Source organism: Amycolatopsis orientalis (assembly GCF_000943515.2).
In the GTDB taxonomy this organism is placed as follows: Bacteria; Actinomycetota; Actinomycetes; order Mycobacteriales; family Pseudonocardiaceae; genus Amycolatopsis; species Amycolatopsis orientalis.
In genome coordinates this window covers 5,664,775-5,687,596 of the sequence record NZ_CP016174.1, presented here as the reverse complement: position 1 = coordinate 5,687,596, position 22,822 = coordinate 5,664,775, and the positions used below count along the sequence as shown (strand labels likewise).

General features: G+C 69.0%; 22 protein-coding genes. 16 read left to right on the top strand and 6 right to left on the bottom strand.

Annotation, left to right across the window (positions count from 1 at the left end; translation table 11 throughout):
* Positions 1–135 precede the first annotated feature (135 nt).
* Together steA and SD37_RS24800 are read left to right on the top strand one after the other, a co-directional pair.
* The gene (gene steA, locus SD37_RS24805; RefSeq protein ID WP_044856635.1) at positions 136–1,320 is read left to right on the top strand and encodes a putative cytokinetic ring protein SteA; all 1,185 of its coding nucleotides are present in this window, start codon (positions 136–138) and stop codon (positions 1,318–1,320) included.
* Entirely contained in the window at positions 1,317–2,264 is a 948-nt protein-coding gene (locus tag SD37_RS24800; RefSeq protein WP_044856636.1) for a copper transporter, read from the top strand. The genes steA and SD37_RS24800 overlap by 4 nt, the downstream gene beginning before the upstream one ends.
* A gap of 75 nt (positions 2,265–2,339) precedes the next feature.
* Here the strand turns inward: SD37_RS24800 and SD37_RS24795 are convergent, their stop codons facing one another.
* The gene (locus SD37_RS24795; RefSeq protein WP_065912970.1) at positions 2,340–3,059 is read right to left on the bottom strand and encodes an aspartate/glutamate racemase family protein; all 720 of its coding nucleotides are present in this window, start codon (positions 3,057–3,059) and stop codon (positions 2,340–2,342) included.
* On the bottom strand, positions 3,059–4,501 hold the full coding sequence (locus SD37_RS24790; RefSeq protein WP_065912969.1) for an NCS1 family nucleobase:cation symporter-1: 1,443 nt from the start codon (positions 4,499–4,501) through the stop codon (positions 3,059–3,061). The genes SD37_RS24795 and SD37_RS24790 overlap by 1 nt, the downstream gene beginning before the upstream one ends.
* A gap of 158 nt (positions 4,502–4,659) precedes the next feature.
* Here SD37_RS24790 and SD37_RS24785 point away from each other — a divergent pair, with 158 nt between their 5' ends.
* Positions 4,660–5,337: a GntR family transcriptional regulator gene (locus SD37_RS24785; protein WP_044856639.1), complete on the top strand. Its 678-nt coding sequence runs from the start codon at positions 4,660–4,662 to the stop codon at positions 5,335–5,337.
* A gap of 172 nt (positions 5,338–5,509) precedes the next feature.
* Entirely contained in the window at positions 5,510–6,538 is a 1,029-nt protein-coding gene (locus SD37_RS24780) for a hypothetical protein (RefSeq protein WP_145926719.1), read from the top strand.
* Positions 6,539–6,800: 262 nt separating this feature from the next.
* On the opposite strand, the gene aroA is transcribed toward SD37_RS24780, so the two are convergent.
* On the bottom strand, positions 6,801–8,084 hold the full coding sequence (gene aroA / locus SD37_RS24775) for a 3-phosphoshikimate 1-carboxyvinyltransferase (protein WP_044856641.1): 1,284 nt from the start codon (positions 8,082–8,084) through the stop codon (positions 6,801–6,803).
* Positions 8,085–8,172: 88 nt separating this feature from the next.
* Here aroA and SD37_RS24770 point away from each other — a divergent pair, with 88 nt between their 5' ends.
* From SD37_RS24770 to SD37_RS24730, 9 genes are all read left to right on the top strand, one after another.
* The gene (locus SD37_RS24770; protein ID WP_081736149.1) at positions 8,173–9,873 is read left to right on the top strand and encodes a CTP synthase; all 1,701 of its coding nucleotides are present in this window, start codon (positions 8,173–8,175) and stop codon (positions 9,871–9,873) included.
* Complete coding sequence (locus SD37_RS24765; RefSeq protein WP_037303216.1) at positions 9,870–10,505, top strand: NUDIX domain-containing protein; 636 nt, start codon at positions 9,870–9,872, stop codon at positions 10,503–10,505. The genes SD37_RS24770 and SD37_RS24765 overlap by 4 nt, the downstream gene beginning before the upstream one ends.
* Before the next feature lie 105 nt (positions 10,506–10,610).
* Positions 10,611–11,513 (top strand): site-specific tyrosine recombinase XerD, encoded by a 903-nt coding sequence (gene xerD, locus SD37_RS24760; protein ID WP_044856642.1) that lies wholly within the window; start codon positions 10,611–10,613, stop codon positions 11,511–11,513.
* A gap of 90 nt (positions 11,514–11,603) precedes the next feature.
* Entirely contained in the window at positions 11,604–12,620 is a 1,017-nt protein-coding gene (locus tag SD37_RS24755; RefSeq protein WP_037303211.1) for a ParA family protein, read from the top strand.
* Positions 12,617–13,042, top strand: a complete 426-nt coding sequence (locus SD37_RS24750; protein WP_044856643.1) for a hypothetical protein — start codon at positions 12,617–12,619, stop codon at positions 13,040–13,042. Before SD37_RS24755 ends, SD37_RS24750 begins: the two co-directional genes overlap by 4 nt.
* Entirely contained in the window at positions 13,042–13,977 is a 936-nt protein-coding gene (locus SD37_RS24745) for a segregation and condensation protein A (RefSeq protein ID WP_044856644.1), read from the top strand. The genes SD37_RS24750 and SD37_RS24745 overlap by 1 nt, the downstream gene beginning before the upstream one ends.
* Positions 13,974–14,687 carry an SMC-Scp complex subunit ScpB gene (gene scpB, locus SD37_RS24740; RefSeq protein ID WP_044856645.1) on the top strand — a complete coding sequence of 238 codons (714 nt, stop codon included), beginning with the start codon at positions 13,974–13,976 and terminating at the stop codon, positions 14,685–14,687. Before SD37_RS24745 ends, scpB begins: the two co-directional genes overlap by 4 nt.
* Positions 14,677–15,429, top strand: coding sequence for a pseudouridine synthase (locus SD37_RS24735; RefSeq protein WP_037303202.1), 753 nt, complete (start codon positions 14,677–14,679; stop codon positions 15,427–15,429). Before scpB ends, SD37_RS24735 begins: the two co-directional genes overlap by 11 nt.
* Positions 15,430–15,534: 105 nt before the next feature.
* On the top strand, positions 15,535–17,403 hold the full coding sequence (locus SD37_RS24730; protein ID WP_044856646.1) for a Xaa-Pro dipeptidyl-peptidase: 1,869 nt from the start codon (positions 15,535–15,537) through the stop codon (positions 17,401–17,403).
* A 74-nt stretch (positions 17,404–17,477) separates the two neighbouring features.
* Here SD37_RS24730 and SD37_RS24725 read toward each other — a convergent pair whose 3' ends face one another.
* From SD37_RS24725 to SD37_RS24715, 3 genes are read right to left on the bottom strand one after another with little or no spacing between them, the layout of a single operon-like run.
* Complete coding sequence (locus SD37_RS24725) at positions 17,478–18,674, bottom strand: cation:proton antiporter (RefSeq protein WP_044856647.1); 1,197 nt, start codon at positions 18,672–18,674, stop codon at positions 17,478–17,480.
* Positions 18,675–18,680: 6 nt separating this feature from the next.
* Positions 18,681–19,163 (bottom strand): cation:proton antiporter regulatory subunit, encoded by a 483-nt coding sequence (locus SD37_RS24720; protein WP_037303196.1) that lies wholly within the window; start codon positions 19,161–19,163, stop codon positions 18,681–18,683.
* Positions 19,164–19,178: 15 nt separating this feature from the next.
* Positions 19,179–19,571, bottom strand: a complete 393-nt coding sequence (locus tag SD37_RS24715; protein WP_044856648.1) for a DUF4267 domain-containing protein — start codon at positions 19,569–19,571, stop codon at positions 19,179–19,181.
* 208 nt (positions 19,572–19,779) lie between these two features.
* On the opposite strand from SD37_RS24715, the gene cmk reads away from it, so the two are divergent.
* From cmk to der, 3 genes are read left to right on the top strand one after another with little or no spacing between them, the layout of a single operon-like run.
* Positions 19,780–20,484, top strand: coding sequence for a (d)CMP kinase (cmk, locus tag SD37_RS24710; protein ID WP_044856701.1), 705 nt, complete (start codon positions 19,780–19,782; stop codon positions 20,482–20,484).
* Complete coding sequence (locus SD37_RS24705) at positions 20,481–21,149, top strand: lysophospholipid acyltransferase family protein (protein WP_044856649.1); 669 nt, start codon at positions 20,481–20,483, stop codon at positions 21,147–21,149. The genes cmk and SD37_RS24705 overlap by 4 nt, the downstream gene beginning before the upstream one ends.
* A 5-nt stretch (positions 21,150–21,154) precedes the next feature.
* Positions 21,155–22,639, top strand: coding sequence for a ribosome biogenesis GTPase Der (der, locus tag SD37_RS24700; protein ID WP_065912967.1), 1,485 nt, complete (start codon positions 21,155–21,157; stop codon positions 22,637–22,639).
* Positions 22,640–22,822 lie beyond the last annotated feature (183 nt).

Sequence of the window (22,822 nt, the reverse complement as noted above, 5' to 3'; positions counted from 1 at the left end):
GGTAATGACGGTTCTAACCGTCATTACCACTCACGAGACGACTCGGGAGCGGCGCGTCCCAGTGTGGGTTAATCGGCGTGTTCCCATCGGCGTGGCGGACGCATAAGGCCGCACCGATTTGTCACTATCGGTCGCATGAAGCTCACCGGCTTGCTCACGCGTAACCAAGAGACCCTCCCCGGGATCACCGGCGTCGCCAGGGTCGACAGGCGTACACGCGAGCTTCTCCGTCGGCTGAGCCCTGGCGACATCGTCGTCCTCGACCAGCTCGATCTCGACCGTTCGACGGCCGACGCCTTGGTGGAGGCCGAAGTCGCGGCGGTGGTGAACGCCTCGCCGTCGATCTCCGGCCGGTTCCCCAACCTGGGGCCGGAGGTCCTGCTCGAGGCGGGGGTCCTCCTGGTCGACTCGGTCGGCGGCGAGCTGCTGCGCAAGGTGAAGGACGGTACGAAACTCCGCCTGCACGAGGGCGTCGTCTACATCGGTGAGCGGCAGATCGGATCGGGGATCCAGCAGACGCGGGAAAGCGTCGCGGACCAGATGATCGAGGCCAAGGCCGGGATGTCCACCCAGCTGGAGGCGTTCTCCGCGAACACGATCGAATTCCTCCGCCGGGAACGCAGTCTCATTCTCGACGGTGTCGGCGTACCGGAGATCCGGGTTCCGTTGCGGGACCGGCACGCCCTCGTGGTCGCGGGTGGCAACGGTCACGCCGAGGACCTCAAAAAGCTGAAGAAGTACATTTCCGAGCACCGGCCGGTGCTGATCGGCGTCGACGCCGGTGCCGACACCCTGCGCGCGCAGGGCTACCTGCCGGACGTCATCGTGGGCGACCCGCACGGGATCGGCGCGGAAACGCTGCGCAGCGGCGGCGAGGTCGTGGTCCCGGCGCAGCCGGACGGGCACGCGCCGGGCGTCGAGCGGATCCAGGACCTCGGGATCGGCGCGGTCACCTTCCCCGCGACGGGCAACGCCGAGGACCTGGCGCTGCTGCTGGCCGACGCGCATGAGGCGAGTCTCGTGGTCACCGTCGGTTTCCAGGCGACACTGCGGGAGTTCCTCGACCACGGCCGGTCCGGGTCGAACCCGTCGACGTTCCTCACCCGGCTCAAACTCGGCACGAAACTGGTCGACGGCAAGGCGGTCGCGACCCTGCACCGCAGCCGGGTGTCGATCGGCGCCGTCATCCTGCTGGTACTGGCGACCCTGGTGGCCGTCGCGGCCGCGCTGCTGGTCTCCGACGTGGGTTCGGTCTACCTCGACTGGATCCGCGACACCTGGAACTCGTTCATCGCCTGGGGCAAGGGACTTTTCACGTGATTTCTCTGCGGTACCACATCGTTTCCATCGCCGCCTGCTTCCTGGCGCTCGCCATCGGCGTGGTGCTCGGATCCACGGCGCTGAACGGTTCGCTGCTGTCCGGTCTCGCCGGGCAGAAGGAGGACCTGGGCACCCAGGTCGCGGAGCTGGAGGCGCAGCGCAATTCCCTCAACGCCAGGCTCAGTGACGCGGACGCGTTCGCCGGGGCGCTGGGACCGAAGGTCCTCGCCGGGCAGCTGGACAAGCGTTCGGTGGTACTGGTGACCACCGAAGACGCGAAGCCCGCGGACCGTGACGCGCTCAAGCAGCTCGTCGGGCAGGCCGGGGCCTCGGTCACCGGCGAGATCCAGCTGACCGAGGCGTTCTCCGACCCGATGCGCTCCGATCAGCTGCGTGACGTCGTGACCCGCCTGCAGCCCGCCGGGGTCCAGTTCCCGACCGCGGGCGACCCGGGCACTCTCGCGGGCGCGCTGCTCGGTTCGGTGGCCTTGCTGAACAAGGACAACGCGCAGGCGCAGTCGACGCCGGTGGAGCTCGCGGCCGCGCTCGGCGGGCTCACCGACGGCGGTTTCCTCAAGGCGGGGCAGGATGTGAAGCCCGCCCAGCTCGCGATCGTGCTCACCGGCTCGAAGTACACCGGCGACGGCGCGGGTGACCGGGCCTCGACGATCGCGCGTTTCGCGGCGCAGCTCGACCGTTCGGGTGCGGGCACGGTGCTGGCGGGCGACGCCGGATCGGCCGACGGCACCGGCGCGATCGGCGTCGTGCGCGCCGACACCTCGGCGACGTCGATCCTGTCCACTGTGGACAACGCGGAGACCGCGGCGGGCCGGATCACCACGATCATGGCGCTGCGTGAACAACTCGAGGGCGGTGCCGGGCGTTACGGCATCGCGGGCAACGCCCAGGCTCCCGCCCCCGGTATCGCCGCGAAAGGCAACTAGCCGCAGGCGACCGAACGAGCCGCGTTTCGTCCTCTGGATGCGGTACTTGCGCGTGCAACTACCGCATCCAGAGGACTAAATGCGGGGTTGGCGGGGCCAGAGGCGGGGTTTGGGCAGGGGGCGGGCGTAGGAACCGGCCCGGCTGGTCTTGAGGCCGAGGGCCACCAGGGATTCGGCCAGGCGGACGGCCGCGGCGACGCCGTCGATCACCGGGATGTCCAGCATCGCGGAGATCCGCCGGTCCAGTCCGGTCATCCCGGCGCAGCCGAGGACGAGGACTTCCGCACCCGCGTCCCTGGCGCGGCGTCCGGCGGTCAGCAGGGCCGATTCCGTCCGGCGTTCGTCGTTCAGTTCGAGGACGCCGAGTCCCGCGCCCAGGACGCCGACACAGTTCTGCGCGACTCCCGAGGCGTGCAAGCTGTCTTCGATGAGCCCGCACGTCCTGTCCAATGTGGTCACCACGCCGTACCGTCTGCCCAGCAGGCAGGCCAGATGCGCGGCCGCCTCGGTGATGTCGACGACCGGGACGTCGAGCAGTTCGCGCGCCCCTTCCCGTCCGTGCTCGCCGAAACCGGCCATCACGAGCGCGTCGAAGGGTTCGTCCATGCCGTTGAGCAGGTCGAGGACGGCCGCCGCGCTCAAGAAGCTGTCCAGCCAGCCCTCCGCGGATTCCGGACCCCACAACGGCGTTCTGGCCAGGATCTCGGTGCCCGGGCTCGCCGCGGCACGGGCACCGGCCTCGATCTCCTTCGTCATGGCCTCGGTCGTGTTGCAGTTGGTGACCAGGATCCGCATCACGCGACCCGCTGTTTGCGCGTGACGACCAGATAGAGCGCGGCGGCCGTCGCCGTGCCGATGAACCACGAGTACGGCGCCGCCGGGGCGAAGTACGGCACGAGTGCGATGACCGCGGAAAGAGCCGCGGTGGGCAGGAAGGTGATCATCGCCGGCGGGTTCACGCCGTGTTTGTAGTGATACGGCGACTCCGGCCCCGCCACGAACAGCTTGGCGACGTCGATCCTGCCCCGTTTCACCAGGTAGTAGTCGACGATCATGATGCCGAACAGCGGGCCGAGGAAGGCGCCGAGGCCGCCGAGGAAGTAGTTGACCACGGCGGGGGAGGAGTACAGCTTCCACGGCAGCACGCACAGCGCCGCGACCGCGCTGATCATCCCGCCGATGGTGAAGGTGATCCGTTTCGGCCAGATGTTGGCCAGGTCGTAGGCGGGGGAGACGAAGTTCGCGACGATGTTCACGCCCATGGTGGCGATCGCGAAGGTCAGCGCGCCGATGATCAGCACCGGGGTGTTGTCGATGCGGGCGAGCAGTTCCGCCGGGTCGGTGATGGCCTCACCGAACACCTGCAGGCTGCCCGCGGTCACCAGGACCGACAGCAGCGCGAACGCCGTCGAGTTGATCGGCAGGCCCCAGAAGTTGCCGCGCCGCACCGTTTTCTGGTTCGGGGCGAACCGGGAGAAGTCGCAGAAGTTGAGCATCAGCGTGCCGTAGATGGACAGGATGAGGCCCACGGCGCCGAACCACTGCCGCACCTGCTCCCCGGTGGACAGTGCCTTCGGGTTGCTCGTCAGCGAGATGTTCCAGTCCGCGGCGGCCAGGATCCATACCGCGAGCGCGATCATCACCACCCAGATACCGGGACCGCACCAGTCCTGGAATTTGCGCACCGCCTCCATCCCGCGGGTGAGCACCAGCGCCTGCGCCAGCCACAGCGCGATGAAACAGATCCAGCCGAGCGCGTGCAGGCCGAGGAAACCGACCTCTGTCAACGGTTTCAGCCCCGGATCGATCGCGAGCACCAGCAGCGTGATGGCCACCGAGGCGAGATAGGTCTGGATGCCGTACCAGAAGATCGCGATGATCGCGCGGATCAGCGCCGGCAGGTTCGCGCCGAAAGTGCCGAAGCTGATCCGGGCGACGACGGGGAAGGGGACGCCCGTCTTCTGCCCGATCCGGCCCATCAGGTTCATGCCGAAGTAGATGAGCACGAAGCCGGTCAGCAGCGCGGTGAACCCCTGCCAGGCCGAGAGCCCGAGGACGAACAGGCCCGCCGCGAACGTGTAGTTGCCGAGGTTGTGCACGTCCGACATCCACAGCGCGAAGATGTCGTAGACCTTCCATCGGCGTTCTTTCGCCGGGGCCAGGTCGGCGTTCCAGAGCCGGGGATCGGGTCCGGCCGCGGTGGACATCGCGGACCGGGTGTCTGGGGCGGCGGTCATACAGGCCTCCGGATCGACGTGTGACGGCAAGCGCTGGTCGATTTGGTATCCCAAAATTTGGTATCCCAAATATCACCCCGCAGTGCCCCGTCGTCAAGGTTTCTGCCGATAAACTCGGGTTACGAGCTGTTACGGCTGTGTTGAGCGAGGGGGATGGAGTGGCCGAGGAAGGACCGCGGCAGCCGCTGGCCGCGACCCGGCAACGGGTCCGCGACGAGCTGCGCGAACGGATCCTCGCCGGGCGGCTGAAGCCGGGGGACCGGCTCGTCGAACGGGAACTGGCCGAGGATCTCGGCGTCTCGCGGGTCCCGGTGCGCGAGGCCATCCGCAGCCTGGAGGCCGAGGGTTTCCTCACCGTCCAATCTCCCCGTCGCATCGTCGTGCGACGGCTGGCCAGGGCCGACGTCGAGGAGCTGTTCGACGTCCGGGAGGCGCTCGAAGGCCTCGCCGCCGGCTTGGCGGCCGAGCGGGCGGGCAAACCGCGGCTCCGCGCGCTCGAACGGCTGCTCGCCGACGCCGCCCGTGCCACCGAGGGCGGCGACCCGGCCCGGATCACCTCGCTCAACACCCGTTTCCACGACGAGATCGTCGCGCTGGCGGGCAACGGCCTGCTGCACGAGATCCTGCGGCCGCTCGAAGGCAGGCTGCGCTGGCTCACCAGCCAGAACGAGCACTGGGGCGAACTGCTCGACGAGCACCGCCGTCTCTACGAAGCGATCGCTTCGGGCGACGCGGACCGCGCGCGGGCCCACGCCGTCGAGCATGTGCGGGTCAACCGTGAGGTCACACTGAAGACGTTGTTTCCCGAAGACGGCGGAGAACGCACCGCGGGCTGAAACCGCCTGCTCGGATGCATTTCTCGGCATGTATAGGAACTCTCTCTACCATTTTTTTGTTCGAATGCGGGAGGTAACCCCTAATCACGAAAAAGCACCCCTAACATCGCCCCCTCCCATGGTGATGAATGCCATCCTTGGTCGCGTTCACCAACACTTTCTGGAGGGAAACGTGCACAGATACCGGCTACTGGGTGGCGCTTTACTGGCCGCGGCTGCCTTGCTCGTCCCGACCTCGACCGCATCCGCCGCGGAGGCCTGCACCTGGCGTCCGACGGCACTTCCCGTGCCGAGCAAGAGCGGGCTGCCGACCGCGACCGACCACCAGGGCGGCTTCGCCGGCACCGCCGGCACCGCCGACGGCCAGCGGCCGATCGCGTGGAAGAACGGCGCGTACTCCGTCCTCCCCGGGCTCGGCCCCCTGCGCACCTACGACGTGGCCGACGAGAACCGCGCCGGCACGATCGTCGGCACCGCACAAGTCAACTACTTGGGATTCTCCGCGAGCACGGCGTTCCGCTATCGGGACGGCGTGATGGAGGAGCTGCCGAAGCTGGGGAACAACACCAAGGCCGCCGCGCTCGGCATCAACGACGCGGGCGACATCACCGGCTTCGTCTGGGACGACGGCAGCGGCCTGACCACGGTGGTGCGTTGGCCTGCCGCGCAACCCGGCACCGTCACCACCCTCCCCGGTCTGGCTCCCCACGCCACCAGGCCCGAGGCGGTCGACGAGGACGGCTCCGTGTTGGTGCTGCGTGACTCCGGTCTCGCGGTCTGGCGGGCCGGCACGATCACCCAGCTCGGCACGCTGCCAGGCCTCCGCACTGCCCGCGCCAACGCGTTCTCCAACGGGCGCGTGGTCGGCAACGCCGTGTACAACGACAAGAAGGTCGGCGTCTACTGGGACCAGCAGGGCGCCGCGCACGTGCTGCCCAACTCGAGCTACAACCTGTCCAACACCAACCCGGGCTTCGACATCAATCGGGACGGCCTGATCACCGGCCGGATCGACGAGGCGCACGGCGGCAACGACAACAGCGGCACCGGCTACGGCGTGTGGAAGCAGGGCGCGTGGGTGTCGAACTTCGGCGACATCAAGCTCGACATCCCGTCCCGGATCGGCGACGACGGCACGGTGGCGGGGGTGCGCATGGACGCCGAGCGGATCTTCCACCCGTACGTCTGGCGCTGTTCCTGATCACCAGCCGAGCCTCCTGAGCACCTTCGCCGACCGGCCACTGAACCGGAATCCTCCCCGGCCACCTGAGCGGTGGTACCCAGGTTCGTGAAGACCTCGTGACGATGTGGGAATCGGGACGTCGAGTGTCCGGATTCCCACATCGTCGATCCGGAATCCGCCCTTACCCCTCAATAAATCGAAGTCAAATTTCAGCATGGCGAAATACTCGCCAACCGCGGGGTCCGACACCTGGGCTCTGCGACCCGATCGCCGGTCGCGCTCAAAGCATCGCGGTCCAGGCTTCGGCGAACCCGGGATAAGTCTTCCCGACCGTCTCCGGGTTCTCCACCTCGATCCCCTCGACCCGCAGTCCCAGCACGGCGGCCGCCATCACCAGACGATGGTCGTCGTAGGTGCGGAACTTTCCGCCGTGCAACGGGGCGGGCGTGATCCGCAGCCCGTCTTCGGTCTCGCGGACGTCGGCGCCGAGAGCCGAGAGTTCCGTGGCCAGCGCGGTCAGCCTGTCGGTCTCGTGGCCACGCAGATGCGCCACTCCGGAGATGATCGACGGGCCCTCGGCGAAGCACAGCAGCGCCGCGATCACCGGCGTGAGTTCGCCGACGTCGTGGAGATCCAGTTCGACGCCGGGGATCGTGCCGCTGCCGGTGACCGTGAGGCCGGTGGCGTTGAGTTCGGCGGTCGCGCCGAGGAGGGGCAGCAGGCTGCGGAGCCAGTCGCCGGGCTGGGTGGTCTGCTGTGGCCAGCCCGCGATCCGCACCGTGCCGCCGGTCACGACCGCGGCGGCGGCGAACGGGGCGGCCGTCGAGAGATCCGGCTCGACGACGTACTCAGGGCAGGAGAGCCTCGTCGGGGGGACGTAGAACTCGGTCCCCTCGCGGTCCACGGTGGCGCCGAACCGGCGCAGCATCTCCACGGTCATCGCGATATGCGGTTCGCTCGGCACCGCGCCGCCGACCAGGCGCACGGTGACCCCCTGCTGGAACGACGGCCCCGCGAGCAGCAGCGCCGACAGGAACTGGCTCGACGCCGAGGAGTCCAGATCGACCTTGCCGCCCCGCAGCCCGCCTTCGCCGTGGACGGTGAACGGAGGCGCCTCGCGGCGGTCGTCGTCGATGCGGGCGCCGAGGCCGCGCAGCGCCTTCAGCAGCGGCCCGATCGGACGGCGGCGGAGGGCCTCGTCCCCGTCGAACAGCGCCGGGCCGGTGCCCAGCGCCGCCAGCGCGGGGGTGAACCGGGCGACCGTGCCCGCGTTGCCGAGTTCCACCCGGACGGTCTCGCCGGGATGGACGCGGCCGGGGCCGAGCGGATGCACGAGGTAGCCGCCGATGCTGCCCTGCGAGTGGGCGCCGAGGGCGTAGATGGCGCCGAGCATGAGCCGCGCGTCCCGGGAGTCGAGCGGGGTCCGCACCCGCGTCGGCGCGCTGGCGAGCGCCGCGAGGACGTAGGCCCGGTTGGTGATCGACTTCGAACCGGGGACGCGGACGTCCGCGTCGAGCGGGCCTTCCGCGACCGGTGCGGTCCAGGTGTCGTGCGCGTCTGTCACGCCGCGAGGGTAGCGGTTTTCCACTCCATCGGACGCTTGCGGCGTGGCCACTGAGCGCCCCGGCGGGCGTGCGATAAGGTGGAAGCCCGTGGGACTTCAGTCGCGGGCTACCAAGTATGTCTTTGTCACCGGAGGCGTTGCCTCCTCTCTGGGTAAGGGACTCACGGCTTCCAGCCTGGGTCAGCTCCTTACCGCACGTGGGCTCCGGGTCACGATGCAGAAGCTGGATCCGTACCTCAACGTCGATCCAGGCACGATGAACCCGTTCCAGCACGGTGAGGTGTTCGTCACGGACGACGGCGCCGAAACCGATCTGGACATCGGGCACTACGAGCGTTTTCTCGATCGGTCCCTCGACGGCAAGGCCAACGTCACCACCGGACAGGTCTACTCCGAGGTCATCGCCAAGGAGCGCCGTGGTGAGTACCTCGGCGACACCGTGCAGGTCATCCCGCACATCACCGACGAGATCAAGGCCAGGATCACCGCCGCCGCCGGCGCTGACGAGGACGGGAACAGCCCGGACGTCGTGATCACCGAGGTCGGCGGCACCGTCGGCGACATCGAGTCGCTGCCGTTCCTGGAGGCCTGCCGTCAGGTCCGCCACGACGTCGGCCGTGACCAGTGTTTCTTCCTTCACGTCTCGCTGGTGCCGTACCTCGCCCCCTCGGGTGAGTTGAAGACCAAGCCGACCCAGCACTCGGTCGCCGCGCTGCGCAACATCGGCATCCAGCCGGACGCGCTCGTCTGCCGCGCCGACCGTGAGCTGCCAGAGGACCTCAAGCGCAAGATCGGCCTGATGTGCGACGTCGACACCGAGGCCGTCATCGCCTGCCCCGACGCCCCGTCGATCTACGACATCCCGAAGGTGCTCCACCGTGAGGCGCTCGACGCCTACGTGGTGCGCCGTCTCGGGCTGCCGTTCCGCGACGTCGACTGGACCGTGTGGGGCGACCTGCTCGACCGCGTGCACAACCCGTCGGAGACGGTGCGGGTCGCGGTCGTGGGCAAGTACATCGACCTGCCGGACGCGTACCTGTCGGTGACCGAGGCGCTGCGCGCGGGCGGGTTCGCCCACCGCGCCAAGGTCCAGATCGTCTGGGTCGCCTCGGACAGCTGCGAGACCCCGGCCGGTGCCGCCTCCGCCCTGTCCGATGTGGACGGTGTGCTGATCCCGGGCGGGTTCGGCATCCGCGGCATCGAGGGCAAGGTCGGCGCGATCGCCTACGCCCGGACCCACGGGCTGCCGCTGCTGGGCCTGTGCCTCGGCCTGCAGTGCATGGTGATCGACGCGGCGCGGAACCTGGCGGGGATCACCGACGCGAACTCGGCCGAGTTCGACGACACGAGCGCGAACCCGGTCATCTCCACGATGGCCGACCAGCGTGACGTCGTCGCGGGCGAGCGCGACATGGGCGGGACGATGCGGCTCGGCGCCTACGTCGCCAAGCTCAAGCCGGGCTCGCAGGTCGCGAAGGCGTACGGCAGCACCGAGGTCTCCGAGCGGCACCGCCACCGCTACGAGGTCAACAACGCCTACCGCAAGCGCCTTTCCGCGGCAGGCCTGGTGTTCTCGGGTACCTCGCCCGACGATCACCTGGTCGAGTTCGTCGAGCTGCCCGCCGACAAGCACCCGTTCTTCGTCGGCACCCAGGCGCACCCGGAGCTCAAGAGCCGTCCGACCCGGCCGCACCCGCTGTTCAGCGCGTTCGTGAAGGCGGTCGTGGACCGCAAGGTCGCCGAGCGGCTCCCGGTCGAGCTGGCCGAAGCACCCGCGGTGGCGAGGTGACCGAGCCCGGTAAGCACGAGTTCACCGTCGCGTCCACAAGGGACGTCCACATCGGACGTGTCGTGGGGCTGCGGGTCGACGAGGTCGTGATGCCCGGTGGCGGCACGGCCCGCCGTGAGGTCGTCGAACACCTCGGCGCGGTCGCCGTCGTCGCGCTCGACGGCGAAGGCGTGGACAGCTCTGTCACGCTGATCCACCAGTACCGCCACCCGATCGGGCGGCGGCTGTGGGAACTGCCCGCCGGCCTGATCGACAAGGCGGGGGAGGACCCCGTCGGCGCGGCGAAACGCGAGCTGGTCGAAGAGGTCGGGCTCAGCGCCGAGCGCTGGGAGACCCTCGTCGACGTCGCGGCGTCGCCCGGGTTCACCGACGAGGTCGTCCGCGTCTACCTCGCCCGCGGACTGTCCGAAGTGGACAGGGAGATCCTCGGTGAGGAGGAGGCGGACCTCGTCACGGCGAAGTTCCCGCTCGCCGAGGCGGTCCGGATGGCGCTGGCCGGTGAGCTGGTGAACGGGGCGACCGTCGGCGGTGTGCTGGCCGCGCACGCGGTGCTCTCGGGCGCGGCTTCGACCCGTCCGGCGGACGCGCCTTGGGAGGACAGGCCGACGAAGTTCGCTTCGCGGAACGTCTAGTGCCTCGTGAGTGGTAATGACGGTTAGAACCGTCATTACCACTCACGAGGCGGCTGGTCCTAGAGTGTCGGTGTGTCACGGGCTGGCGGTGCCGGAGTCGCCCAGGTGGTCGCCGCTTACCTCGACCATCTGGTGGTCGAGCGCGGAACCGCGAGGAACACCCTCGACAGCTACTCCCGTGATCTGCGCCGGTACGCCGAGTACCTCGGTAGCGCCGAGGTCGAGCGGTTCGCCGACGTCACCCCGGCGCACGTCACCTCGTTCGGCGCGGCGCTGCGCGAAGGCGACGAGGAGCATCGGCCGCTGGCCGCGTCCTCGGCGGCTCGCGCGCTCGTCGCGGTGCGGGGACTGCACAAGTTCGCGCACGCCGACGGCATCACCGAGCACGACCCGGCCCGTGAGGTCCGCCCGCCCGCGGCGGCGAAACGGCTGCCCAAGGCGCTGCCGGTGCACGATGTGCTGAAACTCCTGGAGACCCCGCCACCGGAGGGTGAGCGCCCGTTGCGGGACCGGGCGCTGCTCGAACTGCTCTACTCCACCGGAGCGCGGATCTCCGAGGCCGTCGGGCTCGACGTCGACGACATCGACGACGCCGAACGGACCGTGCTGCTCGACGGGAAGGGCGGCAAACAGCGCATCGTCCCGATCGGCCGTCCCGCACTCGAAGCGGTGCACGCCTACCTGGTCCGGGCGCGGCCGGTGCTCGCCACGCACGGCCGGGGGACACCCGCGATGTTCCTCAACGCCCGCGGCTCCAGGCTTTCCCGGCAGAGCGCGTGGCAGGTTCTCAAGGACACGGCCGAATCCGCGGGCATCACGGCCGGCGTCTCCCCGCACACGCTGCGCCATTCCTTCGCCACGCATCTGCTCGAAGGCGGCGCCGACGTCCGCGTCGTGCAGGAGCTGCTCGGCCACGCTTCGGTGACCACCACCCAGGTGTACACGCTGGTCACGGTCAACACGCTCCGCGAGGTCTACGCGACAGCACACCCCCGCGCGCTCGGCTAATCGACCCGATCGGCCCCGGCGAGCCGCTTTGGCTCGATTCGCGATCCGCGCATAGGCTGCCGAGGACCTAGCCGAAGGAGCTTTCGCGCCATGTCGACACCGAACGAGCCGGCGAAGCCGTCCGCGTCCGCCGGGTCGGCCGCGGCGAGCCTCAGCCAGGTGACCATCGCAACCCCCGCCGAACACGACGGCGACGAACCGTCGGAGGACACGATCTCTTCCCGCGGCCGCAAGGCCAAGCGCGCCAAAGAAACCAAGCAGCAAGAACTCGAGAGGGACGGCATCGGGCCCACCGGCCGTCCGCTTCGCGAGATCCCCGAACCGCCGGTCCTGGAGCGGCACGGTCCCGCACTGGTGATGGCCATGTGCAACCAGAAGGGCGGCGTCGGCAAGACCACCTCGACCATCAACCTGGGCGCGGCGCTCGCCGAATGCGGCCGCCGGGTGCTGCTGGTCGACTTCGATCCCCAAGGCGCGCTTTCGGTGGGCCTCGGCATTCAGCCGCACGAGCTGGACCAGACGGTCTACAACGTCATCATGGAGCGCTCGGTCAGCATCACCGACGTCATCCGGAAGACCCGGGTCGACGGCGTCGACCTGCTGCCGAGCAACATCGACCTGTCCGCGGCCGAGGTCCAGTTGGTCGCAGAGGTAGGGCGCGAACACACTTTGTTACGGGTCCTTCGTCCGGTCATGAACGACTACGACTATGTTCTTGTCGACTGCCAGCCCTCGCTAGGCCTGCTGACGGTGAACGCACTGACCGCCGCGGACGGTGTGATCATCCCGCTGGAGTGCGAGTTCTTCAGTCTGCGAGGCGTAGCGCTCCTGATCGACACCATCGAGAAGGTGCAGGAACGCCTCAACCCCAAACTGGACATCACCGGGATTCTCGCCACCATGTACGACCCGAGAACCCTGCACTCGAAGGAGGTCATGGCGAGAGTGGTGGAGGCATTCGGCGACATCGTGTTCGACACGGTGATCAATCGCACCGTGCGGTTCCCCGAGACGACGGTCGCGGGCGAGCCGATCACGACCTGGGCCCCCAAATCAGCCGGCGCGGCGGCTTATCGCGCGCTGGCCCGTGAGGTGATCGCCCGGTGAGCAGGCGCGCTTCCCTGCCCGGAGCATCCGAACTGTTCAGGATCACCTCCAGCCCAGCCCTCGATCTTCCGCCCGCGCCCGAGCAGCCGGCCCCCTCGACGGGGAACGGCGACGGGAACGGCTCGGCGGACGGGGACGGGCGGGCGCACAAGGAACAACTGGCCCGGGCCGCGCGCAGCGGGTCGGGACGGACCAAGCACGACGCGAAGATCACCGTCTACGTCTCCGGCGACGAACTGCTGGCGATGGAGCAGGCCAGGCTGAACCTCCGGGCGAAGCACGGGCTCGTGCTCGATCGCGGCAGGCTGGTCCGCGAGGCGGTGGCCGTGCTGCTGGCCGATTTCGACGCGGCCGGTGAGGAGTCGGTACTCGTCCAGCGCTTGCGGGCGGGCACCGAGGACGGGAAAGAGACCGAGAACTGATGGACGATCCGGCGGCGGCCGCGCACAGCGGCCCGGAGCCGGTCGAGCGGGCGGCAGCGGACGAGACCCCCGTCGTGCACGAGACCGTGCACGGCGGGATGGTCCCCGAAGGACTGGCCAACGAAGAGCTGAGCACGTCCAAGTTCAAGGTGAACCTGGCGAACTTCCAGGGCCCCTTCGATCTGCTGCTCCAGCTGATCTCACAGCACCAGCTCGACGTCACGGAAGTGGCACTGCACCAGGTCACGGACGATTTCATCGCCTACACCCGTGCGCTCGGCACGGAATGGAACCTCGACGAGACGACCGAGTTCCTGGTCATCGCGGCCACCCTCCTCGACCTCAAGGCGGCGCGGCTCCTGCCCGCCGCGGAGGTGGAGAGCGAGGACGACCTCGCCCTGCTCGAAGCGCGGGACCTGCTGTTCGCGCGCGTGCTGCAGTACCGGGCGTACAAGCAGGTCGCGGCGCTGTTCGGCGAGCTGGAGGCCGGCGCGCTGCGGCGCTACCCGCGGTCGGTCGCGCTCGAAGACCGGTTCATGGGGCTGCTGCCCGAAGTGATGCTCGGCGTCGACGTGGGGAAGTTCGCCGAGATCGCGGTCGCGGTCTTCAAACCGAAGCCGCCGCCGACGGTGTCGATCGCGCATATCCACATGGGCCGGGTCTCGGTGCGCGAGCACGCCGCGTTGCTGCGGCTCAAACTCGCGGAGCGCGGTGAGGCGACCTTCGGCGAGCTGGTCGAGGACTGCGAGCACACCGTCGAGATCGTGGCGCGGTTCCTCGCGCTGCTGGAGCTGTACCGCGAGGCGACGGTCCAGTTCGAGCAGGTGGAGGCGCTCGCCGAACTGCACGTGCGCTGGACCGGTGGGTCCGTGGCGGAGGCGTCGGTGGCGGCCGAACAGGACCGCGCCGTCGCGGAGGACGAGGAGTACGGGTGAGCCCCGAAGAGACCGAAAGCCCCGAAGTGAGCGAAGGCGCAGAGGTGAGCGAAGGCGCCGAGGTGAGCGACAACGCTGAAGCCTCCGAGACCGAGGGGGAGGCGGGCGAAACGGAGCCGCCCGCCGACGAGGGACTCGTGGCGACGGGTGACGGGGACTACCCCGACGTCACCTCGGACGAGGCGCTCGAAGCCGCCCTCGAAGCGCTGCTGCTGGTCGTGGACTCGCCGATCGACGAGGAATCGCTCGCCGAAACCATCGGGCAGCCGAAGTCGCGGGTGATCGTCGCGCTGCGCACGATGGCGCAGAAGTTCACCGACCGGACGAGTGGAATCGACCTGCGCCGCGTCGGCGAAGGGTGGCGGTTCTACACTAGGGACGTCTATGCCCCGTTCGTGGAGAAGCTTCTGCTCGACGGCCAGCGTTCCAAGCTGACGCGAGCCGCACTGGAGAGCCTCGCCGTGATCGCCTACCGGCAGCCGGTGACCAGGGCCAGGGTCGCCGCCGTCCGAGGGGTGAATGTGGACGGGGTGATCAGGACGCTGCTGGCACGCGGCCTGATCGAGGAGATGGGGACCGACCCCGAAACCACTGGCACGCTGTATGTGACGACCGAGCTGTTCCTGGAGCGACTGGGCCTGTCGTCCCTGGCCGACCTTCCGCCCATCGCTCCGTTGCTACCCGAAGTGGACACCATCGATGACATCTGACCCGCATCCCGACGGCATTCGGCTGCAGAAGGTCCTTTCCCAGGCCGGCGTCGCCTCCCGGCGCGCGGCGGAGGACCTGATCGTGCGCGGTCGCGTGAGCGTGGACGGCAAGGTGGTCACCGAACTCGGCCGCCGGGTCGATCCGGACAACTCCGTGATCCACGTGGACGGCACCCGCGTCCAGGTCCGCGAGGACCTCGTCTACCTCGTGCTGAACAAGCCCAAGGGCGTGCACAGCACGATGAGCGACGACCGCGGCCGCCCCTGCGTCGGAGACTACCTGCGCGGCCGGTACGAGGAGACGCCCGGCATCGTGCACGTCGGCAGGCTCGACGAGAACACCGAAGGCCTCCTGCTGCTCACCAACGACGGCGACCTCGGCCACCGGCTGATGCACCCGTCGTTCCAGGTGCTGAAGACCTACTTCGCCGAGGTCGAGGGCATCGTCCCGCGTGGCCTCGGCAAGGAACTGCGGGCGGGCTTCGAGCTGCCGGACGGCATCGTCAAGGTCGACCAGTTCCGGGTCAAGGACATGCTGGCCGGGCGGACCCAGATCGAACTGGTCATCCACGAAGGCCGCAAGCACATCGTGCGGCGCCTGATGGCGGCCACCGGGCATCCGGTGCGCAAACTGGTCCGGACCGCGCTCGGCGACGTCCAGCTCGGTGCCCAGCGGTCGGGATCGATCCGGCGGCTCAACCGCGGTGAGGTCGGTTCGCTCTACCGCGCCGTCGATCTGTAAGCCCGGACTGTAAGACTTTCCGCTCTACTGCGCGCGCGATCATCGCGTTTAGCTCTCCTTGACGGGCTTCAGCCGACGGGGAAGGGCTCGACCGTGAAAACTGTTGTGCTGGCAGGGATTCTGGCGGTCGCCGCGGCCGTGGTCGTGGCGCCGCAAGCCGCGGCGAAACCGCGAAGCAGCGAACCGGTGTACGACTTCGCCCAAGCCGTCCGCGAGACGGCTTGGGTGGACATCGGCCTCGACGGGGACGGTGACGGCCGCTCCGACCGGGTCGCCGCCGACATCATCCGGCCGAAGGAAGCGGCCGCGCGGGGCGTCAAGGTCCCGGTGATCATGGACGCGAGCCCGTACTACTCGTGCTGCGGCCGGGGCAACGAAAGCGAGCTCAAGACCTACGACTCGGCGGGCAGGCCGGTCGGGTTCCCGCTCTTCTACGACAACTTCTTCGTGCCCCGCGGGTATGCCGTGGTCCTGGTGGATCTGGCCGGTACCAACAAATCCCGCGGCTGCACCGACATCGGCGGGCCCTCGGACATCGACTCGGCCCGCAAGGTCGTCGACTGGCTGAACGGCCGGGCGAACGGGTACACCACCGCGACCGGCACGGCGAAGACGCTCGCCTCGTGGTCGACCGGCGCGGTCGGCATGATCGGGAAGTCCTACGACGGCACGGTCGCCAACGGCGTCGCGGCGACCGGGGTCGACGGGCTCAAGACCATCGTGCCGATCGGCGCGATCAGCTCCTGGTACGACTACTACCGCTCCGACGGCGCGAACCTGCGCCAGGGCAGCCCGGCCGGGCTGGCGCAGACCGTCTCGCAGCGCAACGGCGGCCAGAACTGCTCCGCGGCGAATCAGAAGCTCACCGCGGGCGCGACCTCGAACGGCGACTACAACGCGTTCTGGCTCGACCGCGACTACGTCCAGAGCGCTTCGAAGGTGAAGGCCAGCGTGCTCGCTTCGCACGGCCTGGGTGACCTCAACGTCAAGACGATCAACTTCGGGCAGTGGTGGGAAGCGCTGCAGGTCGAGCGCAAGATCTGGCTGACGCAGGCCGGGCACGTCGACCCGTTCGACTACCGGCGGTCGGCGTGGGTCGACACCCTGCACAAGTGGTTCGACCACTACCTGCTCGGCATCGACAACGGCATCGAGAAGACCCCGGGCGCCAGCGTGGAACGCGAACCCGACGTCTGGGTGGACCAGCCGGCGTGGCCGGCGGGCAGCGCCGTCACCCTGCGCCCCGCGTCCGGGAGCACCCCGGGTGTCGGCACGCTCGGCACGACTGCCGGCACGGGCACGGTGTCGTTCACGGACTCCTCCGGCCAGACGTCGTCCGGCTGGGCGGCGCGGCCGACGGAGACCTCCAGCGGGCGCGTGCTGTTCAGCACCGGTGCGCTCGCGAAGGATCTGCACGTCTCCGGGACCGCGAAGGTGACGGTGACCGCGACGCCGTCGACGTCCACCGCGCGGCTCTCGGCGATCTTGGTCGACTACGGCCCGGCGACGATCCGGAACTACACCGGGCCGAAGGAGGGCATCAAGAACGAGATGACCCAGTCGTGCTGGGGATCGAGCGCGACCGGCAACGACGCCTGCTATCTGAACACGAGCACGGACGCGGTGTCGGTCGGGCTGAACATCATCAGCCGGGGTTGGGCCGATCTGGCCAACTTCCGGTCGCTGAGCCAGGAATCGCCGCTGACGCCGGGGCAGCCGTACACGATGACGTTCCGGCTGGCGAGTACGGACCATGTCGTGCCGCACGGACATCAGCTCGCGCTGATCATCGGCGGGACGGACGGGTCGTTCATCTCCGGTCCGGCGCAGTACCCGAAGATCACGGTGGATCTGGGCAAGACTTCGCTGGCTCTGCCCGTCGCGGGGCCGGGACCGGCGGCGGTTCCGGCGACGCTCCCGGCTGCTCCGGTGCAGATCGCTCCGGCGGGTGTTTCGGGGCTTGAGCGCGGCTAGCCGAGTGTTATGAACGGGACTTTCATTGCAAAATTTGCAATGAAAGTCCCGTTCATAACAGGCGCGTGCGCGTGTCAGCCGGTCTGGGAAGCGGGGCTCTTCGAACCGAAAGGCTTCCGCTGCAGAGCGCGCGCCACCGGCTCGACGATCCGCGCCGCCGTCGGGCCGAGCACGGCCATCAGGAGCACGTAAGCCGTCGCGAGGGCCGCCAGTTCGCCGGTCACCGCGCCCGCCGCCACCGCCAGCCCGGCGATGACGATCGAGAACTCACCCCGGGCGACCAAGGCCGCTCCGGCCCGGGCCCGGCCCATTTTCCCGATGCCTTGCCTTCGCGCGGCCCACCAGCCGGTGCCCACCTTCGTGAGCGTGGTCGCCACCGCCAGCACGACCGCCCAGCCGAGTACCGGCGGGATCGACGCGGGGTTCGTGTTGAGCCCGAACACGACGAAGAACACGGCCGCGAAGAGGTCCCGCAGCGGCTCCAGCATGTGTGTCGCGTTCTCCGCCGTGGAGCCGGAGATCGCGATGCCGAGCAGGAAGGCGCCGACCGCGGCCGACACCTGCATGGCCGAGGCGAGACCCGCGACGAGCAGCGCGGCGCCGAGGACCTTGAGCAGGAACACCTCGCGGTCCGGGCTGTCCACCGCGGCGGAGACGTAGCGGCCGAACTTCAGCGCGATCACCAGGACCACGGTGATCACCATCAGCGAGATCCCGACCGCCTTCATCCCGCCGAGGAAGCTCACGCCGCCGAGCACGGCGGTGAGGATCGGCAGGTAGAGCGCCATCACCAGGTCCTCGAACACCAGGATCGACAGCACCACCGGCGTTTCCCGGTTACCGAGCCGCCCGAGGTCGCCGAGGACCTTCGCGATGATCCCGGACGACGAGATGTAGGTGACACCCGCGAGTACGAACGCGCCGATCGGTCCCCAGCCGAGGATGAGCGCGACGATCGCGCCCGGCGCCGCGTTGAGGACGATGTCGACGAGCCCCGCCAGCCACGAGCGCTTCAGCCCGGTGAACAGCTCGGCCGCCGAATACTCCAGTCCCAGCAGCAGAAGCAGGAGGACGACGCCGATCTCGCTGGCGAGGTGGGTGAACTCGCCGATGTCGCCGAGCGGGATGATCCCGCCCTGCCCGAAACACAGGCCGCCGATCAGGTACAGCGGGATCGGGGACATCCCGATCTTCCCGGCGAGGCGCCCCAGCACGCCCAGCCCGAAGAAGACCGCCCCGAGTTCGATCAAGGACAGTGCGGTGTGATCCATCCGCGGTCAGCCGTACTTGAGGATCTTGACGGCGGACTCGAGTCCTTCGGACGTGCCGACCGCGACCAGGACGTCGCCCGCGGTGAGGTTGAAGTCCGGGGTGGGGGAGGGGTGGACCTGCCCGGCCCGCATCACCGCGACCACCGAGACACCGGTCCTGGTGCGCAGGGCGGTGTCGCCGAGTGTGCGGCCGTCGAACGGCGACGACGTCTTGACCGGCAGCTGCTTGGTGTTGATCCCCGGCAGATCCCGGTGTTCCTCGGTGAGCTGGGCCACCAGCTGGGGCGCGCCCAGCAGGTTCGCGAGCGCGCCCGCTTCGTCGGTGGTGAGCGGAAGTGAGGCCAGGCAGGCGTCGGGATCGTCCGTTTTGGACACGATCAGTTCGACATGTCCGTCGCGATGGGTCACCACGCCGACGCGGCGGCCGTTGCGGGTGGCGAAGTCCTTGCGGACGCCTATTCCAGGGAGCGGGGTCACTTCGACGTTCACGTGAACAACAGTAACTCACTGTCCGTTTCGCGCCGGTCGGACGAGGAACAGCGCCGAGATCAGCACCATCAGGGCGGCCGTCGCGCCGTGGATACCGAGCGCGGCGCCCACCGACCCGTTGTGGGTCAACACGATCAGCATGTCGCCGAACGGGATGAAGGCCAGGGCGAGGAGTGCCCAGCCCAGTGCGCGGACGTTCCGGAAGAGGATCAGCGCGAGCACCACGAGCGCCGTACCGATGTCGCGGACTCCCTTGACCGCGAGGATCGGATCACCCGCCAGCGGCATGACCGACAGGCCGAAACCGCCTGTCTGGGTCTGCGGGAAGAACACGTAGCCGGAACCGAAGTAAAGGACGAAGAGGACGAGGGCGATGGAGAGGACGTAGGCGATCTTGATCCTGGTCATGGTCTCTGACTCCAAGAGCTAGCAGTGCTAGGAACAACGGCAACGCTAGCAGTGCTATCGCTAGCTTGTCTAGCGTTGCTAGAAGTCGAATCTCGCCACTTCGCCGTGGGCGGCTGAGGCGCGCCGTTCGCCACCAGGCAGAATGGACATCGATCAGGTGAGCGACGAAGAGCTGAGGAGAGTTTCGGTGGCGGGAGCCCTGCGTGGTGTGGTCGCGATGGACGGCCCGTCCGGAACCGGGAAATCCACCGTCTCGCGGCGGCTCGCGGCGAAGCTCGGCGCCGGCTACCTCGACACGGGGGCGATGTACCGGATGGTCACCCTCGCCGTGCTGCGCGCCGGGGTCGACCCGGCCGACGCGGACGCGGTCGCCGACGTCGCCGTGAAGGCCGAACTCGGCATCGGGACCAGCCCTGACGAAGCGACCGTGACCCTGGCGGGCGAGGACGTCGCCGCCGAGATCCGCGGCGCGGACGTCACCACCGCGGTGTCGCCGGTCTCCGCCGTGCCCGCGGTGCGCGAACTCCTGGTCGCCCGGCAGCGCGAGCTCATCGCCGAGGTGCTCGACCGCGTCGGCGGCATCGTCGTCGAAGGCCGCGACATCGGCACCGTCGTCGCGCCGGACGCCCGGCTCAAGGTCTTCCTCACCGCTTCGGCCGAGGTCCGCGCCGCACGCCGCAGCGCGCAGGACTCCGCGGCCGGTCGCGAGTCCACCGTGGATGTCGCGAAGGCGGCCGTGGAGCGGCGCGACCGCCTCGACTCCACGCGGGCGGCTTCGCCCCTGCGCGCGGCCGAGGACGCCGTCGAGGTGGACACCTCGGCGCTCAACATCGACCAGGTGATCGTCGCGCTCGCGGAACTGGCCCTGCACCGCGGTCTCCTCGAAGACTGCCCCGCCGAGGCCGCCAGGTGACCGCGAAAGGACTGCCCGAGGGCGCCAGTGGCCCGATGCACACCTTCGGGCGGGGGATCTCGAAGTTCATCGTCCGGCCCGCGTTCCGGGTCCGGGTCCACGGAGCCGAACGCGTGCCGTCGTCCGGTCCGGTGGTGTTCATCGCCAACCACAGCTCGATGGTGGAACCTCAGCTGTTGTTCGGAATGTTCTCGCGGCGCACCGCGTTCCTGGTCAAGGCGGAGCTCTTCAAGGGTTTCGTCGGCTGGTTCTTCCCCAAGCTGGGCCAGATCCCGGTGAAACGGGGTGCGGTGGACCGCAAACCGCTGATGACGGCGGTCAAGGTGCTCGAGGACGGCGGTGCGGTCGGGATCTTCCCCGAAGGCACCCGCGGTCCCGGTGACGCCGAAAACTTCGAGCGCGGCGCGGCCTTCCTGGTCCGCGCCGGGAACGCGACCGTGGTTCCGGTCGCCACTCGGGGAACGTACAAACCCGCCGGCGCCAAGAGGCGCTGGCGGCCACGTGTCGACATCATGGTCGGCGAACCTTTCACTCCCGCGATCGGGAAGGGAAGGACAGGGCTGGAGGAGGGAACCGAGCGGCTTCGTGTCGCGCTCGCGGACCTCGTGAAGGCACTGGACGAATGGCGCTTGGAGCACGGGCTCCAAGACACGCGACAGGATTGAAACAGATGACAGAGCTTGACGGAGTCGGCGAGATCGACGGCTCCTGGTCCGACGAGTCCGAATTCACCGCGCTGGACGCCCAGATCGCCGCGGGCGAGGCCGAGGAGGAGGCGCAGCTCGCGCAGCCGGTCCTCGCCGTCGTCGGCAGGCCGAACGTGGGCAAGTCGACCCTGGTGAACCGCATTCTCGGCCGCCGCGAGGCGGTCGTGCAGGACGTCCCCGGCGTGACCAGGGACCGCGTCGCCTACGACGCCTTCTGGGCGGGCCGCCGGTTCACCCTGGTGGACACGGGCGGCTGGGAGCCGGACGCGACCGGACTGCAGGCCGCCGTCGCCGCGCAGGCGGAGATGGCGATGGCCACCGCCGACGCGGTGCTGCTGGTCATCGACGCCAGTGTCGGCGCGACGGCCACCGACGAGGCCGTCTCCAAGGTCCTGCGCCGCTCGAAGAAGCCGGTGCTGCTCGCCGCCAACAAGGTCGACGACGACCGCCTGCTCGCCGACACCGCTTCGCTGTGGTCGCTCGGCCTCGGCGAGCCGTACCCGGTCAGCGCGCTGCACGGGCGCAGCTCGGGCGACCTGCTCGACGCGATCGTCAAGGCACTGCCGTCGATGCCGCGTGACGGCGACCGCGCCACCACCGGTCCGCGCCGCGTCGCGCTGGTCGGCAAGCCGAACGTGGGCAAGTCCAGCCTGCTGAACAAGCTTTCCGGTGAAGTACGGTCCGTTGTGGACTCGGTCGCGGGCACCACCGTCGACCCGGTCGACTCGCTGGTCGAACTGGACGGCGACACCTGGCGGTTCGTCGACACGGCGGGCCTGCGCAAACGCGTCAACTCGGCGAACGGCGCGGAGTACTACGCCTCGCTGCGGACCAAGACCGCGATCGACGCGGCGGAGGTCGCGATCGTGCTGCTGGACGCCGCGGAACCGCTTTCGGAGCAGGATCTGCGGGTGCTGACCATGGTCGTCGAGGCGGGGCGCGCCTGCGTGCTCGCGTTCAACAAGTGGGACCTCGTCGACGAGGACCGCCGCCACGCCATGGTGCGCGAACTGGACCGCGGTCTGGTGCGGGTGCCGTGGGCGGAGAAGGTCAACATCTCCGCGCTCACCGGGCGATCCGTGCGCAAGCTCGCGCCCGCCCTGCGGACCGCGCTGAAGTCCTGGGACCAGCGGGTTCCCACCGGCCAGCTGAACGGCTGGCTCGCCGACCTCATCGCCGCGCCCCCGCCGCCGGTGCGCGGCGGCAAGCAGCCGAAGGTGCTGTTCGCGACCCAGGCGGGTATCCGGCCGCCGACGCTGGTCCTGTTCACCACCGGCTTCCTCGAGGCGGGCTACCGGCGCTTCATCGAACGCAAGTTCCGCGAGCGATTCGGCTTCGAAGGCAGCCCCGTCCGGGTGAATGTCCGCGTGCGGGAAAAGAAGCAAAGGCCCAAGGCAGGCGGAAAAGCGGTCAGCGGAAAAACGGCTGGGAAACCGAAGAATCGCTGATTTCTCACGATGTAGGTAAATGTTCCACTGGTCGGACACGCCGATGACCTCGGGTTTCGGCGTGTCCACCGGTGAGGTTCGACACTCTGCCGAGACCCTTCCGAGATATGCCGCTGACCTGCGGTAAAGTCATAGGTCTGCTAGCGGGCGCCTCATTCGGAGAGCGAGCCCGAATGACGCACT